14 protein-coding genes are annotated in these 18143 nt (G+C 40.7%); 7 read left to right on the plus strand and 7 right to left on the minus strand.

The window, feature by feature from the left end; all coding sequences use genetic code 11:
- Positions 1 to 236: hypothetical protein (locus B4U84_RS30670; protein ID WP_165490314.1), on the minus strand; the 236-nt coding region annotated here is incomplete at its 3' end.
- A gap of 87 nt (positions 237 to 323) precedes the next feature.
- On the opposite strand from B4U84_RS30670, the gene B4U84_RS18255 reads away from it, so the two are divergent.
- The gene (locus tag B4U84_RS18255) at positions 324 to 2138 is read left to right on the plus strand and encodes an autotransporter domain-containing protein (protein ID WP_131119906.1); all 1815 of its coding nucleotides are present in this window, start codon (positions 324 to 326) and stop codon (positions 2136 to 2138) included.
- Between the two features lie 44 nt (positions 2139 to 2182).
- On the opposite strand, the gene B4U84_RS18260 is transcribed toward B4U84_RS18255, so the two are convergent.
- The 3 genes from B4U84_RS18260 to B4U84_RS18270 all read right to left on the minus strand — a co-directional run bounded on the left by B4U84_RS18260 (position 2183) and on the right by B4U84_RS18270 (position 5240).
- Complete coding sequence (locus B4U84_RS18260) at positions 2183 to 3088, minus strand: carbohydrate ABC transporter permease (RefSeq protein ID WP_131119908.1); 906 nt, start codon at positions 3086 to 3088, stop codon at positions 2183 to 2185.
- Between the two features lie 26 nt (positions 3089 to 3114).
- The gene (locus tag B4U84_RS18265; protein WP_017310548.1) at positions 3115 to 3531 is read right to left on the minus strand and encodes a KGK domain-containing protein; all 417 of its coding nucleotides are present in this window, start codon (positions 3529 to 3531) and stop codon (positions 3115 to 3117) included.
- A 200-nt stretch (positions 3532 to 3731) separates the two neighbouring features.
- The gene (locus B4U84_RS18270) at positions 3732 to 5240 is read right to left on the minus strand and encodes a thioredoxin-like domain-containing protein (protein ID WP_131119910.1); all 1509 of its coding nucleotides are present in this window, start codon (positions 5238 to 5240) and stop codon (positions 3732 to 3734) included.
- A gap of 69 nt (positions 5241 to 5309) precedes the next feature.
- Here B4U84_RS18270 and B4U84_RS18275 point away from each other — a divergent pair, with 69 nt between their 5' ends.
- The gene (locus tag B4U84_RS18275; protein WP_131119912.1) at positions 5310 to 6227 is read left to right on the plus strand and encodes a glutaminase; all 918 of its coding nucleotides are present in this window, start codon (positions 5310 to 5312) and stop codon (positions 6225 to 6227) included.
- An 81-nt stretch (positions 6228 to 6308) separates the two neighbouring features.
- Here the strand turns inward: B4U84_RS18275 and B4U84_RS18280 are convergent, their stop codons facing one another.
- Positions 6309 to 7724 (minus strand): hypothetical protein, encoded by a 1416-nt coding sequence (locus B4U84_RS18280; protein WP_131119914.1) that lies wholly within the window; start codon positions 7722 to 7724, stop codon positions 6309 to 6311.
- Between the two features lie 573 nt (positions 7725 to 8297).
- On the opposite strand from B4U84_RS18280, the gene psaA reads away from it, so the two are divergent.
- A complete protein-coding gene (psaA, locus tag B4U84_RS18285) occupies positions 8298 to 10556 on the plus strand; it encodes a photosystem I core protein PsaA (RefSeq protein ID WP_096678020.1) in 2259 nt (752 codons plus the stop codon).
- Between the two features lie 180 nt (positions 10557 to 10736).
- A complete protein-coding gene (gene psaB, locus B4U84_RS18290) occupies positions 10737 to 12962 on the plus strand; it encodes a photosystem I core protein PsaB (RefSeq protein WP_017310553.1) in 2226 nt (741 codons plus the stop codon).
- A gap of 287 nt (positions 12963 to 13249) precedes the next feature.
- Here psaB and B4U84_RS18295 read toward each other — a convergent pair whose 3' ends face one another.
- Positions 13250 to 13810, minus strand: a complete 561-nt coding sequence (locus B4U84_RS18295; RefSeq protein WP_131119917.1) for a GNAT family N-acetyltransferase — start codon at positions 13808 to 13810, stop codon at positions 13250 to 13252.
- Between the two features lie 148 nt (positions 13811 to 13958).
- Between B4U84_RS18295 and cynS the strand changes: the two genes are divergently transcribed.
- The 3 genes from cynS (at position 13959) to B4U84_RS18310 (ending at position 16831) form a co-directional block, all read left to right on the plus strand.
- Positions 13959 to 14399, plus strand: a complete 441-nt coding sequence (gene cynS, locus B4U84_RS18300; RefSeq protein WP_017310556.1) for a cyanase — start codon at positions 13959 to 13961, stop codon at positions 14397 to 14399.
- Between the two features lie 103 nt (positions 14400 to 14502).
- Positions 14503 to 15408, plus strand: a complete 906-nt coding sequence (locus tag B4U84_RS18305; protein WP_131119918.1) for a DNA-methyltransferase — start codon at positions 14503 to 14505, stop codon at positions 15406 to 15408.
- A 451-nt stretch (positions 15409 to 15859) separates the two neighbouring features.
- Positions 15860 to 16831, plus strand: a complete 972-nt coding sequence (locus B4U84_RS18310) for an SGNH/GDSL hydrolase family protein (protein WP_026081892.1) — start codon at positions 15860 to 15862, stop codon at positions 16829 to 16831.
- 182 nt (positions 16832 to 17013) lie between these two features.
- Here the strand turns inward: B4U84_RS18310 and B4U84_RS18315 are convergent, their stop codons facing one another.
- Positions 17014 to 17679 carry a response regulator transcription factor gene (locus B4U84_RS18315; RefSeq protein WP_017310559.1) on the minus strand — a complete coding sequence of 222 codons (666 nt, stop codon included), beginning with the start codon at positions 17677 to 17679 and terminating at the stop codon, positions 17014 to 17016.
- Positions 17680 to 18143 lie beyond the last annotated feature (464 nt).

Raw genomic sequence — 18143 nt, forward strand, 5'->3', positions numbered from 1 at the left:
TTTACCCTTATCCCAGTTTCCCTGGTACAGTGTACCAATTTTACTAGCAATGGCGATCGCTCTTTCTCTGTGGGGTGCGCGTCAAAGACTCGACGACGAGTATCAAAGACTCGACGACGAGTATCAAAGACTCGACGACGGAGTTCAAAGACTCGATGACGAGTATCAAAGACTCGACGACGAGTATCAAAGACTCGACGACGGAGTTCAAAGACTCGATGACTTAATCTTTGCATTACTTAAAAGAAAATTTAATTAATTGCTAGAGCGTTACTGGTGAGAAATTTAGTAAAATTTGCCAAATATTTTGAGCAAAAAATGGTGTGATCAAAAAAATACCAGTGGCGATCGCTTTTTCTGTTGTATCTAATTTATTACCTTTCAAAGCTTTAGCAGGAGATTACAATCAATTTTTTATTTTCGGCGACAGTTTATCTGATAATGGCAACCTATATCGAATCACCGGAGGTACAATTCCCCTCAGTCCACCATATTTTAAAGGGCGTTTTTCTAATGGGCCGATTTGGGTGGAAGTATTAGGCTCATACTTAAATATTGATGCTAATGAAACTACTAATTATGCTGTCGGTGGTTCCACATCGGGAAATACTAATGTCCTGAGCGAATCGTTAATTATACCCCTTCCATCTTTGTCATCTCAAATCAACGATTTTACTTCTACACCAGAAAACCCTAGTCCTAACGCTTTATTTATTTTATGGGCTGGTGCTAATGATTACCTCATTCAACCAACAGCAAAAAGAGCAACTAATACACAATTAGTAGTCAATAATTTATCTAATGCAATTACAACACTAATTAATAAAGGCGCTCGTAATATTATTGTGCCTAACTTACCAGATTTAGGCAAAACTCCCCAAGAGCGATCGCAAGGTACTAATGACACCACCACCGCTTTAATTAAAAGTCACAATACTAACTTAAATTCTGCTCTTCAAGAAATAGCTAAAAACCACAATGTTAATATTGTTCCGCTTGATATTAATGCTTTATTTAACGAAGTTATTGATCAGCCGGAGCGATATGGTTTAAGAAATACAAATGACCCTTGTTTTGATCAGCAAGCAGGTACAATTTGTTCTAATCCTGATGAATATTTATTTTGGGATCAGGTTCATCCTACAGATCGCGGACACCAGTTTATTGCAGAATACACTGAAGCTGTGTTGGATGCTCCAGCAGCGATCGTCCCACAAGCGGAAATCGCCTTACATATAGCCCAAACACAAGCGCAGTTAATCGATAATCGTTTGTTAGCACTGCAAAAGACTTCGCAAACAGAATCAACAGATTCCTGGGGTGTATTCGTTAATGATGATGTCAATTTTGGTAGTCAACATTCTGATGAGCATCCAGATTATGACTATACAACAGGTGGTGTCACCGCAGGCGTTGATTATAGTGTCACAGATCAATTTGCTTTAGGGGTAGCATTGGGTGTTGTTAATCATGAAACTGACTTGCAGCAAAATCAAGGTGACATCAAAATTGACGGCTATGCTGTTTCAGTCTATAGCAACTATGTCGAGAAAAACTTTTACACGAATGCTGTAATTAGCTACGGTAATAATGACTTTGATCTCAAACGCCAAATTGATTTCGATCACCGTAGAGCTACAGCTAACACTGATGGAAGACAGTTTTCAGTAAATATCAACAGTGGTTACATTGCTAAATCAGGTAATATTTCTTATGGGCCTACCCTTGGTTTGAAATACGATCGCATCAACATCGATGGTTACACAGAAACAGGTGCGGGTAGTCTCAATCTGAAAGTAGATGATCAACAAGCAGAATCATTAATTGTGAGTGTCGGCGCTCAAGCTGCCGTGACAGTGAACACTAGCATTGGTTTCATCATACCGAATATTCACGCCAGTTATGAATATCAATTTGCACTCACACACCGCACCATCACCACAGAACTTGTGACTCAACCAGGTATACCGATGCGTGTCCAAACAAGTGAACCTGATCGCGATTATTTTAAATTAGGTGCAGGAACACAGATACTTTTTTCTCAAAATTTTGCAGGTGCAATTAATTATGAAGTAATGCTCGGGCGAGAAGATGTTAGCAACAATGTAATTAAGGGAGAAATTCGCTATCAATTTTAGATTTTAGACGTTACGAAAAAGGGAACTTTCCTGTTACGCGTTCCCTATTCCCTTTGAACGCCAAAAATCCGCCTTTGCAACAATGTAATTATAATGATGACTGTTGCGAGTAGAAAAGCGATCGCAGCTGCATACCCCATTTGCAAATTACGAAATACTGCTTGATATATCAGCAAAACCACCGTTAAAGTAGCATTATTGGGACCGCCATTACCATTTGAAAATATATAAGATTGGTCAAAAAGCTGAAAAGTCCCGATGATCCCCATTGCTACCACAAAGAAGGTAACAGGTTTGAGCATGGGAATTGTCACGTAAATAAACTTTTGCCAATCATTAGCACCATCTAATTCTGCTGCTTCGTAAAGTGATTGAGGAATATCCTGCAACGCTGCTAAATAGATGACCATGTAAAAAGGTGCTGTTGACCAAATATTCATGATCATAATCCCTTTGAGTGCTACCGCCGGATCACCTAACCAGTTGTAAGTAGGTAGTCCCACAAAAGCCAGAAAATCATTCAGTAACCCATCAGTGTTGTAAATCCACATAAAGATGAGCGTCAACACCGCAGAAGAAGTAACTGTGGGTAAAAAGTAAAGAATGCGCCACCAGTTTTTCCCACGAATCCCCGAATTGAGAGTCACAGCTAGAACTAATGCCAAAATAGTTTGCATGGGTACAACAATGGCAACGTATTCCACGGTATTCTTGAGAGCAATCCAAACCCGTTCATCTTCCACTAGCCGTGTAAAGTTGCGAAAACCAATAAACTCGTACTTAATACCACCAAGAAGTTGGACTTTTTGCAGAGATAGGAAAATTGCCCAAACAATCGGTAGAACTACAAAAGTTAGTAAAACCAAAATCGCAGGGAACATAAATAGATACCCAGCCAAATCTTCTGCAATATTCCTTCTAGCTTTACGCCACCTTCTGGCTTCAAACACGAGAAAACCTCCACCCAATCTTGCACTTAATTTTCAGCGATAATTTTACAAATATCATCTAAAAGTGAGTCATACTCAATAAACTCTTCTGGATGAAACTCCAAGTAAATTTGATTAAGATTTGGGTTCAGAGATAAAATACATACCTCAATATTAAGCTTACCTTTGCGCCAACCTTCGCTGCTAATTCTTAGTACCTGGCAATTAATAACATAGTTAAATTGAATTTCACTAAGTTTGATATGATGTTCACCCAAAGATATTAAATTAAATAACTCTAACATTGAAACGCCGGGTTCCAGACTATTAGACTCATACACTCGTCGCTGCAATCGATGTCTAATTTGTTTCTCTATTAGCTCTTTTAATCTACTGACTTTAAATGTATCTTTTCCTAAAAGTATAACATCATCACAATCTAGAGGTATAATTTTTTCGTTCATATCAGATAAATAGAGAAAGTTGATTTATGATGGACACTAACCACCATAATTTAAATACAAATTCTAGGATATTCTGCTAATTAACAGACATCAATTTAGTTAAAAATTTGAGAAAATAACCTCATATATAGATCCCCGACTTCTTTAAGAAGTCGGGGATCTGAATACCCATTATTCATCAAAATCAATGTGGTGGAGTATTAGGGAACACAAACATTCGGAGCGCATAAGCCAGTAAATTGTAGTGTTTTTACAATCAAATTATTTAAATCTACATGGCGAATAGCGTGATTATTAGTATCAGCAATATATAAATGAGAACTCATAATACTTAATCCTGAAGGTTCATAAAAGCAGCTATTTTTCCCTTGACCATCTTGTAAACCAGCCGTACCATTTCCTAATACTGTTTGACAATTCCCCGTATGAGGACTGACTAATTTAATTTTATGGTTGTAGCTATCAGCAATCCATAGGAATTTTTGCGTGTATTCTATTCCCAAACAATGCTGTAATCTGACATCATTACCTTGTCCGTCCACATCGCCAAAACCAAATAACGCACTACTACCACAAACCGTTCTCACTAGTTTTGGTTCAACTATTCCCACACCACGAATTGAACTAACTTCACTGTCAGCAATATATAATTCTTTGCCATCAGTAGTGATACCACTAGGTTGAGCAAAAGCAGATTCGCTGAGTGTACCATCAACACAAGCTTCTGCACCCGTACCCGCATAGGTTTTGACAATATTATTTTCTAAATCCATTTGCCAAATCTGATGCGACCCTGCCATAGCGATAAATAAACTATTTCTCACTTTTTGTAAATCCCAAGGAGAATTTAAGGCTGTTTGTGTACTAATACCACTATGTGGTTGGATATTACGACTTTGTTCTCCTGTTCCAGCAATAGTTTCGACAACTTGACGCAGCAAATCTACACGTCGCAGTGCATGATTTTCTGTATCTGCGATATACAGCATTTGATTTTCTACATCAAATGTCATTCCCTGGGGTGCAAAAAATTGCGCTTCATCAAAAGAACCATCTTTTAACCCAGGTTGTCCGCTACCAATTATATTTAGAACTTCCCCATCGAAAGTACTCATGATAATTCGATGATGTCCAGAGTCAGCGATGAATAATCCTGCTGTTGTGGCTAAGACTTTACCAGGAAAGGCTAATGGTGTAATTAATGGTTGTTGCTGTTTCTCTAAAATGAGTTGTAGTTCTTGAAAATTAATAGTACCTTTTTCTTGGTGTTGACTAATTAATTTTTCGATAACTTGATCTAAAATATTTCGATGACCTTCACCAGAGACATAATGAACTACATAACCTTCTGGGTCAATTACCATTAAGGTAGGCCAAGCACGAACGGCGTAATTTTCCCAAACTTTAAAACCACTATCGATTAAAACTGGATGTTCGATGTCGTAGCGCAGAATAGCTTGGCGGATATTGTCGATTTCTTTTTCGTTGTCAAATTTTGCACTGTGTACGCCGATAACTGTCAGGCTATCTTTGTATTTATGTTCTAAATATTTTAAATCTGGCAGAACATGCAAACAGTTGATGCAACAATATGTCCAAAAGTCTAGTATTATGACTCTACCCCGGAGTTTTTGTAAAGATAAGGGTTTTTCGGTATTAAGCCAAGGGAAATTTTGTGGTAGTTCTGGCGCTCTGACACGAGGAGTCATAACAATTAAAAATTAAAGGGTGATCGCTTATCTTTTAAAGTACATCTTTCATTCAAAGACTAGGCAGCTTTGAGAAAATTAGAAACACTCATTACTACCGAGTTACTAACTTATATACAGCAAGCCAAAGTCCAAGCATCTCAAGGACAAGTTGTTGGACGCATTCCCCAGCTAGCTGTAGCTAATTCCAATTGGTTTGCGGTTCACATTTGTTGTGCGTCAGGAGAAAATATTAGTGCTGGCGATACGGCTTGTATTTTTCCCTTCATGAGTGCTATTAAGCCGTTTTCGTTATTGTATCTATTAGAATGTTTTGGAAGTGAAACCGTTTTTAGCTGGGTTGGAGTTGAACCATCCCTTAATACTTTCAATTCTGTAGAACAACTGGTTGCTGATGGTGGACATCCCCGCAATCCAATGATTAACAGTGGAGCAATTACTCTTGCTGATAAATTACCAGGAAACAACGCCAGCGATCGCACTCAAAAATTCTGTCAATGGTTAAATCAAATCGCCGGTTGTCAACTCAAGTTGGATGAAGTCACACTCGCTTCGGTACGTTCCGCAAGTTCTCAAACTAACCTAGATATTACGTGCTATTTAGCCGAGGCTGGTTATGTAAATCATCCAGCAATAGCTATTGACACTTACGAACAAATATGTTGTTTAGCTGGAACAGTTACAGACTTAGCAAATCTAGGAAAAATCTTAGCTTGTGCAAGTGAATTAATATCAGCAAAGCATCGTCAGATTGTTAACACCCTGATGTTAACCTGTGGACTGTACGAAGCTTCTTTTCAATATGCTGTGCGAATTGGTCTGCCAATGAAATCTGGTATTAGCGGTACACTTTTAGCAGTAGTACCTGGTAAGGGTGCGATCGCTTGTTATAGTCCGCCATTAGATAGTACAGGTAATCCTGTGGGTGCGATCGCATTAATTGAGGCTTTATCCCAGCATTTACAGTTAAGTATTTTTACTGCTTAATAAAAAATACTATGTGTTTGTAGTAAGGACTTTAGTCCTTATATTTTATTAAGCGCTAAAGCACTTACTACAAACTATTTTTTAATCATTTTGTACAGAAGTTGAAGTTTCTTGATCTTGCTGTTCTGATGTTTCTGATGCTGGTGACTCAATAATTATCTCTGGTAATGTCGATGGAGTCACTTCCGGAGATGCTTCTACAGTTGGTTGCGCTGTAGGTACTTCACTTGCACGACGTTTAAAAAAGCCACCAAATCTTGGTTTTTTGGATTGGGTTTGCGGAACAGGTTCTGGTGTAGTTTCAACAGTCGGTGTGACGCTGGGGGTGGGTGTTGGTTCTGTTTCCAGAATCGACTTTTCTAGTTCGGGTGTTATTTCTGGCGTCGATTCAACAGTTGGTGTCGGTTGTGTTTTTGGAACAGGTTGTTTCTCTTGTTGAGGTTGTGGTTCCGGTGTAGTTTCAACGGTAGGTGTAGGTGTAGGTGTCGGTTCTAATTCCGGAACAACAAGCTTTTCTTGTTCAGGTAAAATTTCTGGTGTCGGTTCAGCAGTTGGTGTTTTTACTGTGTAGTTTGGATCTACAATTGTGCGGACTTGATCTGCTGAGAGTTGTCCTCTGAAAATTTGAGCAAGGGTGTCTTTTGTTTTAGGTTCGTAGGTGATCAACCTGACTGTGCTGTTGAATTCGTTTTTGACAGTGTTACCTTGGCTATCGAGAAACTCTAGCTTGACCCAGTTTTTACCAGGTTTAAAGCCTTTGAGGTAAACAGCTTGCCAGCGATCAAGAATAAAGCTTTCACCATTAATTGTGCAACGAATACGCCAATCTGCAAATGGATTATCGGGATTGTCTTTAGCCAGCAAATGTAAGGGCGCGTTGGTTAAATAAAAGTCCAGTAAAATCGGTTCTGCCCCATAATTACCATCAGGGCTGTTGTAAGTTAACAAGGGCAATGCTGGATCAGGGTTATTATTGTCACTCTTCGTGAAAATATGAAATGTGGTTTGGGTGTAAGCACCTTCATTTTTATAGCTTTCCTGCCAAGGACGTGAAGCAAAAACACGTAGTGTATGAGTACCTGGAGGTAAGTCAGACAAGACCAGGGGTTGATTTAGATCATAAACTGCTATTTCAGGTTGATTGTCCAGAATTACTTCCAGATGAGGGCCTAAATTGAATTTTGGATCTTTATAAATGGGAAGGTCTTTGACCTGAAAACGGACTGTGACTGTGTTGTCTTGAAGGATTTCATCTGCTTGAGGCGAAATAATAGATACTTGTGGTCTGTATAAATCAGTATAATTTCGTAGTTCTTGGATCACAGTCGGTGGGGCAACTTCTGAGAATTGCTTCGTTGAAATTTCAGTCTTTGGTTGCAAGCTACCAGATGGTTCTTGGGTAACAGCTTTTTCAGCGCAGCTCGTCACACTCAACACTAGTACAAAAGCGATGAGCGATTTTAGGAAAGTTACAGCCGTCGTTCGCCACGAATTCATGTTTTTCATTTATTCATTAACAACTGACAGATTATTTTTGCTCAAACTATCCACTGAAAAAATGAGCCAAAAGATCAAATCTGTGTTGTTCCTTACCAAAAAAATCTAAATTTTAATTTGCTTATGAAAGCATAAATTAATCTTATGTAATAAACATAACTATTTTTCTTAATAGTAATTTAACCATAATTTAGTAACGCATATAACAGAAATAGCCTGATCTGGCAATAATGTTGTAACTAAAATATAGAGTAGACTAATCGAAATTGAACTATAAACTTTGCGAATTGTTTACCTTTGTAAAATATATGGAGAAACTATTGACTTTTGGACAAGTAGTTTGAACTCAGAAAGCAGATTACGCAATTACTCCAAGGATTTTGAATTATTGTTAAAATGTCTCCAACAATGTGCAAGATAAGACTTTATAATTCAACAGAAACCACTCTCCACATTAAAGTCTTCATCGCTGATCCAGAAAATTAATGGAGAATGCGACTAAGGTTTACAAAAGCCGAGAAGGCCCCCTGTGGTAACCATGATTCCTCAGTCCTTTTTAAGAGAGGAGGTCGAATGACAATAAGTCCTCCGGAGCGAGAGGAAAAAAAGGCAAGAGTCATAGTCGATAATGACCCGGTACCCACTTCATTTGATCGTTGGGCTAAACCAGGACACTTCGACAGATCTCTAGCCAAAGGTCCCAAAACCACCACATGGATTTGGAACCTGCACGCACTCGCCCACGATTTTGATACACATACAAGCGATTTAGAAGACATTTCCCGCAAGATCTTCGCAGCACACTTCGGTCACTTAGCCGTAGTGACTTTGTGGTTAAGCGGGATGATTTTCCACGGCGCTCGTTTTTCCAATTACGAAGCTTGGTTAAGCGACCCTCTCAACGTCAAACCTAGTGCTCAAGTCGTTTGGCCAATCGTTGGTCAAGATATTTTGAACGGGGATGTCGGCGGCGGCTTCCACGGTATTCAAATTACCTCTGGCTTGTTCCAAATTTGGCGTGGTTGGGGTATTACCAACTCGTTCCAACTGTACTGCACTGCGATCGGTGGTCTGGTATTAGCAGGCTTACTCTTGTTTGCTGGCTGGTTCCACTACCACAAACGCGCTCCCAAGTTGGAATGGTTCCAGAATGCTGAGTCCATGCTGAATCACCACTTGCAAGTACTGTTAGGTTGTGGTTCCTTGGGCTGGGCTGGACACTTGATCCACGTATCCGCGCCCATCAACAAGCTGTTAGATGCAGGAGTCGCGGTCAAGGATATACCCTTGCCCCACGAGTTCATCCTGAACTCAGCGAACTTGATAGATCTGTATCCCAGTTTTGCTAAGGGTCTGGCACCATTCTTCACCTTGAATTGGGGCGTATATTCAGACTTCCTCACCTTCAAGGGAGGTTTGAACCCAGTGACAGGTGGCTTGTGGATGACAGATATTGCCCATCACCACTTGGCGATCGCAGTACTATTCATCATTGCTGGTCACCAGTATCGTACCAACTGGGGCATCGGTCACAGCCTCAAAGAGATCCTCGAAAACCACAAAGGTCCCTTCACCGGCGAAGGTCACAAGGGTCTCTATGAAAACATGATCACCTCTTGGCACGCTCAATTAGGAACTAACCTTGCCTTCTTGGGTTCGCTGACAATCATCGTGGCACACCACATGTACGCGATGCCTCCGTATCCGTACTTGGCGACAGATTACGCCACCCAGCTGTGCATATTCACTCACCACATGTGGATTGGCGGCTTCTTGATTGTTGGTGGTGCTGCACACGCAGCCATCTTCATGGTGCGCGATTACGACCCAGTAGTGAACCAAAACAACGTTTTGGATCGGGTAATTCGCCACCGAGATGCAATCATCTCTCACTTGAACTGGGTATGTATATTCCTTGGCTTCCATAGCTTTGGACTCTACATTCACAACGACACAATGCGTGCCTTGGGACGTCCCCAAGACATGTTCTCTGATACTGCAATTCAGTTGCAGCCCGTATTTGCTCAGTGGGTGCAAAACCTGCACACCCTAGCTCCTGGTGCAACCGCACCCAACGCGCTTCAACCTGTTAGCTATGCCTTTGGCGGCGGTATCGTGGCTGTAGGCGGAAAAATCGCGATGATGCCCATTGCTTTGGGTACAGCCGATTTCTTGGTTCACCACATTCACGCCTTCACCATCCACGTTACAGTCCTCATTCTGCTCAAGGGCGTATTGTTTGCCCGCAGTTCTCGTCTAATTCCAGACAAAGCAAACTTGGGCTTCCGCTTCCCCTGTGATGGCCCTGGTCGTGGCGGCACCTGCCAAGTATCTGGTTGGGACCACGTATTCCTCGGTTTGTTCTGGATGTACAACTCCATCTCAATTGTGATTTTCCACTTTAGCTGGAAGATGCAGTCTGACGTTTGGGGAACAGTAGACGCAGCTGGTAACGTGTCTCACATCACCGGTGGCAACTTTGCCCAGAGTGCCATTACCATCAATGGCTGGTTGCGTGACTTCTTATGGGCGCAAGCTACACAAGTCATCAACTCCTATGGCAGCGCCCTGTCTGCTTACGGATTGATGTTCTTGGGCGCACACTTCATTTGGGCATTCAGCTTAATGTTCCTGTTCAGTGGTCGTGGCTACTGGCAAGAACTAATTGAGTCCATTGTTTGGGCGCATAATAAACTGAAAGTAGCACCAGCAATTCAACCCCGCGCTCTGAGTATTATTCAAGGTCGGGCTGTTGGTGTCGCTCACTACCTATTAGGAGGAATTGCCACAACCTGGGCATTCTTCCACGCACACATTCTTTCAGTAGGTTAGCAATCAGCCAGAAGAGTTAGTAGTTAGTAGTTAGTAGTTGGGAGTTAGTAGAACTTGGTTATTTGTTGATTGTTGGTAATTCAGTAAGCAACACTAAGTAGCTAACAACTAACAACTAACAACTAACAACTCACAAAGCTGATACGTGATGGCTAAAAGTCAGAGGACTTATCAAAAGCTATGGCAACAAAATTTCCAAAATTTAGCCAGGATCTCGCACAAGACCCGACTACACGTCGGATCTGGTATGCGATGGCTATGGGAAATGATTTTGAAAGCCATGATGGCATGACCGAAGAAAATCTTTACCAAAAGATTTTCGCTACTCACTTCGGTCATTTGGCAATCATTTTCCTGTGGGCTTCCAGCCTGTTATTCCACGTGGCCTGGCAAGGTAACTTTGAACAGTGGATTACAGACCCTCTTCATATCCGTCCTATTGCTCACGCGATTTGGGACCCCCACTTTGGTAAACCAGCGATCGAAGCTTTTACTCAAGGTGGTGCTAGCAACCCAGTAAATATTGCCTACTCAGGTGTTTACCACTGGTGGTACACCATTGGTATGCGGACAAATGGCGACCTGTACATGGGTTCCATCTTCCTGTTGTTGTTGGCCTCTGTATTCTTGTTTGCAGGTTGGTTGCACTTACAACCCAAATTCCGTCCAAGTCTCGCTTGGTTTAAGATGGCTGAGTCTCGTCTTAACCACCACTTGGCAGGTTTATTTGGTGTAAGTTCATTAGCTTGGACTGGTCACTTAGTTCACGTTGCGATCCCCGAATCTCGCGGACAGCACGTAGGCTGGGACAACTTCCTCAGCACCTTACCTCACCCAGCAGGCTTGCAACCCTTCTTCACTGGTAACTGGGGTGTTTACGCGGAAAACCCTGACACCGCCAGCCATGTGTTTGGTACTTCCCAAGGCGCTGGGACTGCGATTCTGACTTTCTTGGGTGGTTTCCATCCCCAGACTGAATCCCTGTGGTTGACCGATATGGCTCACCACCACTTGGCGATCGCAGTTCTGTTCATCGTTGCTGGTCACATGTACCGCACCAACTTTGGCATCGGTCACAGCATCAAAGAAATGATGGATGCCAAAACCTTCTTCGGTAAACCCGTTGAAGGCCCCTTCAACATGCCTCACCAAGGCATTTACGAAACTTACAACAACTCTCTGCACTTCCAATTGGGTTGGCACCTGGCTTGCTTGGGTGTAATCACCTCTTTGGTAGCGCAGCACATGTACTCCCTGCCTCCTTACGCATTTATTGCTAGGGACTACACAACTCAGGCAGCGCTGTACACTCACCACCAGTACATTGCGATTTTCTTGATGCTCGGTGCTTTCGCTCACGGTGCCATCTTCTGGGTACGTGACTACGATCCCGAACAAAACAAGGGCAACGTCCTTGAACGTGTTCTGAAGCACAAAGAAGCGATCATCTCTCACCTAAGCTGGGTATCCCTATTCTTGGGCTTCCACACCTTGGGTCTGTATGTTCACAACGACGTAGTAGTTGCTTTTGGCACACCTGAAAAGCAAATTTTGATTGAGCCTGTGTTTGCTCAATTCATCCAAGCTTCTCACGGTAAAGTGCTTTATGGACTCAACGTTCTGTTGTCCAACCCAGATAGCGTTGCTTACACAGCTTATCCCAACTACGGTAACGTTTGGTTGTCTGGTTGGCTGGATGCAATCAACTCTGGTACTAACTCTTTGTTCCTAACAATTGGCCCTGGTGACTTCCTAGTACACCATGCCTTTGCTCTGGCAATCCACACCACAGTACTGATACTTGTTAAAGGTGCTTTGGATGCTCGTGGATCTAAACTGATGCCCGATAAAAAGGACTTCGGTTATGCCTTCCCTTGTGACGGTCCTGGTCGTGGCGGTACTTGCGACATTTCCGGTTGGGACTCCTTCTATCTAGCTACTTTCTGGGCATTAAATACAGTAGGTTGGGTAACATTCTACTGGCACTGGAAGCATCTAGGTATTTGGCAAGGTAACGTTGCTCAGTTCAACGAATCTTCCACTTACTTAATGGGCTGGTTCCGTGATTATCTGTGGGCGAACTCCGCTCAGTTGATCAACGGTTACAACCCCTACGGCATGAACAACCTGTCTGTTTGGGCTTGGATGTTCCTCTTCGGACACCTAGTTTGGGCAACTGGTTTCATGTTCCTCATCTCCTGGAGAGGTTACTGGCAAGAGTTGATCGAAACTCTTGTTTGGGCCCACGAACGTACTCCAATTGCGAACCTGGTTCGCTGGAAAGACAAGCCCGTTGCTTTGTCCATCGTTCAAGCTCGTTTGGTTGGTTTAACTCACTTCGCTGTGGGCTACGTCCTAACCTACGCTGCATTCCTCATTGCCTCAACGGCTGGTAAGTTCGGTTAATTCGGCTGCTAGTTTTGATAGGTAATAAAAAAATCCCCTGCCGAAAGGTGGGGGATTTTTTGTGTAATTTTTAATTAATAATCGATTACTTACAGTAAAGGTTGCTCTAACTTTTCCAGGACTTACGCAACAATCGCCAAAAAGGTTAATTTATTGTAGACGCACTGCGACTGCGGCTTGCCGTAGGCTACCACCAAGACGCCTTAGACGCGCAAGCGGCTACCTGCGGAAGCCACTACGTGTCTACTGTAAGGTAGAACACCAAGGATTCATAGAGTGTGCGTAAGTCATATTTTCTTTAAAATTTTCCAATCTTCTATCTTAATCGCTAATAAGTTTTCCTCCACCCACTTGCCATCTTTTTGAAAACCATGTTCAATGTGGCGAACAAACTTCATTCCAATCCTTGTTAACACTTTCTCACTACCTATATTCCACAAAGCATGACATGCTTCGATACGGATTGCATTCAAAACAGTAAAACCAAACTCAATGATTGCTTTAGCAGCTTCCGTCATATAACCCTGACGTTGATGTTCTGGGTGTGTCCAGAACCCAATATTCCATACGCCTTCTGTTTCGTCTTTTCTAATAGAAATTCTGCCGAGGAATATACCCTTATTGACGGATTCAATGGTAAATGTATAAGCTGAACCAGAATCCCAGGCTTGAAGACTTCTTTTAAGAGGTTCGTTAAGTTCTTCGATTGATTGTGGTGCTTCCCAAAGCATCCCATTATTGAAACCCTTGAACCGTGTAGCTGAAAATACATATGGAATATCTTGTTCGCAGACACATCTGAGAATACAACGCTCAGTATTAATTCGATAGGTTCGTAATATTTTCATGTGTTTCAATGCTCAGTCACTAAACCAATTACTTAAAATTAACCTTAGTACACCAAGATTCAACAACATTTGTGTCTTTGTGAATGAAGCATTGAAAGCGATCGCAATATATAATTTTAGACCAGCAAGTAACTACAGGAGGCTTTATATGTCTATTCCCGAAATTACTCAAAAGCTGTTAGCAGCAAAAAAAGACAAAGGACTAAGCTTTACAGATTTAGAAAAGATTTTGGGGCGTGATGAAGTATGGATTGCAGCTGTCATCTATCGTCAAGCTAGTGCTTCCGAGTCAGAGGCGAAACAATTAGTTGAAGCATTAGGACTTGACGAAAGTTATGTGGAAGAATTAACAGCATATCCTGTAAAAGGATTAGGACCAGTTGTACCAACAGATCCTCTAGTTTACCGTTTTTACGAAATTATGCAGGTGTATGGAATGCCAATCAAAGAGGTGATTCACGAAAAATTTGGTGATGGGATTATGAGCGCAATCGATTTTACTTTAGATATTGAAAAAGAAGAAGACCCCAAAGGCGATCGCGTCAAAGTGATCATGTCTGGAAAATTTCTTCCCTATAAAAAGTGGTAGATTTTCATTGACGCTATATTTTCTGCCTGAGATCCCCTCTTAATTACAATGAAGGGATCAAATTAAAATTGGCTATAAAAATTAATTATAAATACAAAATCTCTTGACGCAAGAACAAATAACACCAAAACAAGCAATAAAAATTCCACCTTATTACTCTCAAAATTATGGCGCAGTATATCTGGGAGATAGCCAAGAACTGATTAAATCTATTCAAGATAGCAGCATCAATTTAATATTGACTTCACCCCCATTTGCACTGACTCGTCAAAAAGAATACGGTAATCAAAGCGCTGAAAAATATATTGAATGGTTTCTACCTTTCGCTGATCAATTTAAACGAGTACTTACAGATAATGGCTCATTTGTGTTGGATTTAGGTGGTGCTTATCTACCTGGTAATCCAGTGCGAAGTATCTACCAATATGAATTATTAGTGCGGCTGTGTAAAGAAGTCGGCTTTTTCCTTGCCCAAGAATTTTATCACTATAACCCGGCGCGACTGCCTACCCCGGCTGAGTGGGTAACAATTAGACGCATTCGTGTTAAAGATTCAGTCAATGTAGTTTGGTGGTTATCAAAAACGCCTCATCCAAAAGCAGATAATAGAAAAGTTTTAAAGCCATACAGTGAGAGTATGAAGCAATTACTCAAAAATGGCTATAAAGCAAAAATGCGTCCTAGTGGACATGATATTTCTCATCGCTTTCAAAAAGATAATCAGGGTGCAATACCACCTAATTTGTTAGAAATTGCTAATACTGAATCTAACAGTGCATACCTACGTCGCTGTAAAGCAGCGGGAATACAACCCCATCCTGCGCGTTTTCCTCAAGGTTTTGCAGAATTTTTTATCAAATTTTTAACCGATGAAGGTGATTTAGTATTAGACCCGTTCGCAGGTTCTAATACAACAGGTTTTGTGGCTGAAACTTGGCAAAGGCGATGGATTTCGTTTGAAATGAGTGAAGATTATGTTATTGGCAGCCGTTATCGATTTGAGACTTAACACTTTTCTGACTTGAAAGTGGGTATCACAGAGGACTTATACCAAGGCTATTGCTCTGAAATAAGCTGTTATGCATTTAAATTGTATATTTTGCGAGCAGGTTGTCAAAAGTCAACAGTCCAGGGTCAAAGAGTAGCTTGGACTTTGGACTGTTGACCCTGGACAGTCCTAACGCAAGAATATTTAATCTAAGCGCACATCAGCTTAGTGATAGTTGCTAACTTAGTAAAAACTCTATTTTTTTTAGATATAAAGTATTTAATTAGACGTTATTAACACTAGATAAAGTCATTAAAGATATTGTAAAAACTAATCTCACGAGCTAGCTAATTACACTGATTACGTGTAAATACTGTAAAAGGTGATAATTTAGCTGATAAGGAATTTTCCTGATACCAGCCAAAAAACGCTGCTTTTGGGAAAAGAACCAACTATTGGGAGAAACTACGACATGAGGGATATGTATCTGTTAGCAGCAGGTTTGGTAACAGGATTAGTTGTACCAGTATCGACTTTACCAGAGCAATCTATTTTTCACACTGATGATCATCAAGGAAATCCGAAAAACCAAGACAACTTACAGCCAGTAGCAAGTGAGACATTAGTCCCTACCTTGGAAACCTCTTCTCCAGAATTTAGCGAGCAGAATTTACCCGTGGCGACAGAGTCATTTTTAACACCGAGCTATCAACCAGCTTGGAAGCCTATGTCTGGAAATCAACTTTACTATCATAGATTAGCTGCTCTCAAAGCTGGTCAAATTTATACACGTGTAGCTAATGAAGAATTGAAAACATTATGGGATTCTGGGAATAAGCATCAATTAACTTATGAAGATTGGAAAAGTTTGCTAGCGATGGAAGCCAAAGCAATGACCAAAGGTCAAGGTAAAAATCGCTTGAGTATTCTAGTTGGTGATTCTTTGAGTATGTGGTTTCCGAAACAAATCCTTTCTAGTGAGAAATTATGGTTGAATCAGGGAATTTCTGGAGATACTTCTAGTGGCGTTTTAAAAAGATTATCGGCTTTTGCTAAAACAAAACCGAGTGCCATTTATGTTATGGTTGGGATTAACGATTTACGCAAAGGTAGAAGTGATGAAGCGATTTTAAGCAATTCTCGTTTAATTATGCGACGCTTACGACAAAATCATCCAGATAGTATGATTATTGTTCAATCTATTTTACCAAGTCGTTGGTCTAATATTTCTAATATTCGTATTCGTGCTATCAATCATCAACTTGCTTTAATTGCCCAAAAAGAAGGAGTAAATTATCTCAATCTCTACAAGTGGTTTGCAGATTTTGAAGGTAACTTGCGAGAAGATTTGACCACAGATGGATTACATTTAAACGAAAATGGATACGATGTCTGGCGAGCAGCTATCGACCCAATAGAGTCTCAACTAGCTTTTGGTGATTAGAGCGATCGCAACCCTACAAAAATAATAATTTTGATACAGATAATAATTTACTAACTTGTATAAAATTCACAAGCTATAAATATTTTTTAATAGTGGTCAATAGTCAAGGGTTAAGTGTCAATTATCATTAGTTATTTTCCCATCTCCCTTGTCTCCCTTGTCTCGCTTGTTTCTCTCACACCTCATTCTACTAGACCATGCTTCATCGCAAAACGTACTAATTCGGCTCTGTTGTTAGTGCCTGTTTTTCTCAACAAACTGCTAACATATTTTTCTATAGTTCGAGGACTCAGGTGTAACTTTTGACCCATGTCAGCATTAGAAAGACCATGAGTCAGAAGTTCTAGAACTTCTTGTTCTCTGGAAGTCAGTTCTGAAAACCACTGGGATTTTTGAATATGATTTAACTGTGAACCGTTAGTCTCTAAAGCATTGGTATTTTCGAGATCAGAAAGACGGTATGCAGATTGAATAATTTGCGATCGCGCCAACAAATTACGAATAGCTGCTCCCAACTCTTCTAATTCAAAAGGCTTGGGCAAGTATAAATCACATCCAGACTGATAACCAAGAATTCTTTCCTGTGTTTTTGTCCGTGCTGTCAACAAAATTACTGGTAGCAAACGAAATGCAGATTGTTGGCGCACTTGGCGTACCAGTTCATAACCATTCATTCGTGGCATGACAATATCAGTAACCATCAAATCAGGATGGTACTCTTCCACCTTGCCTAAAGCCTCTTGACCATCATCAGCAACAATTACCAAGTAGCCAGATAGTTCAAGATAATCGCTGATAGACAGACGAGTGCCCGGATCGTCATCCACTACAAGGATCGTCAAGGGCATGGACTGTACACCCCTAGCATTTTTTACTAATAAGTTTGCTTCTATGATCACTATCAGTGAATACAAATAATAATAGACTCTTATGTTTCATACTATGACAGGAATAATAGCTAATCACTCCCCAAAGGTTGAATTGCAAATTTTATCTACCATCAGTGAGAAATATTGTTAGATAAAGTTACTTTGTAAAAAACATACACTCCAGAATCTGTATCATTAGATATATATTCATTTACAAATTTTAACAAATTATCAGTAGATAGTAATAAACTAAGTAATTTTTAGAGATCACATACAAATATAGTCCAAATAAAAAAATCGAATAAAAAATACTATACAAATCCAGGTAAATAAATTTTTTCTCTAAGTTGAAATGTAATACACAAGTATTTGTTGTTGATCATACATACATAGTTTCTTTCTTGTTCACAAACATCTTTGGAAGATCTTACTAAATCCATCCA

It is taken from the genome of Westiellopsis prolifica IICB1 (assembly GCF_004323185.1).
In the GTDB taxonomy this organism is placed as follows: Bacteria; Cyanobacteriota; Cyanobacteriia; order Cyanobacteriales; family Nostocaceae; genus Pelatocladus; species Pelatocladus prolificus_A.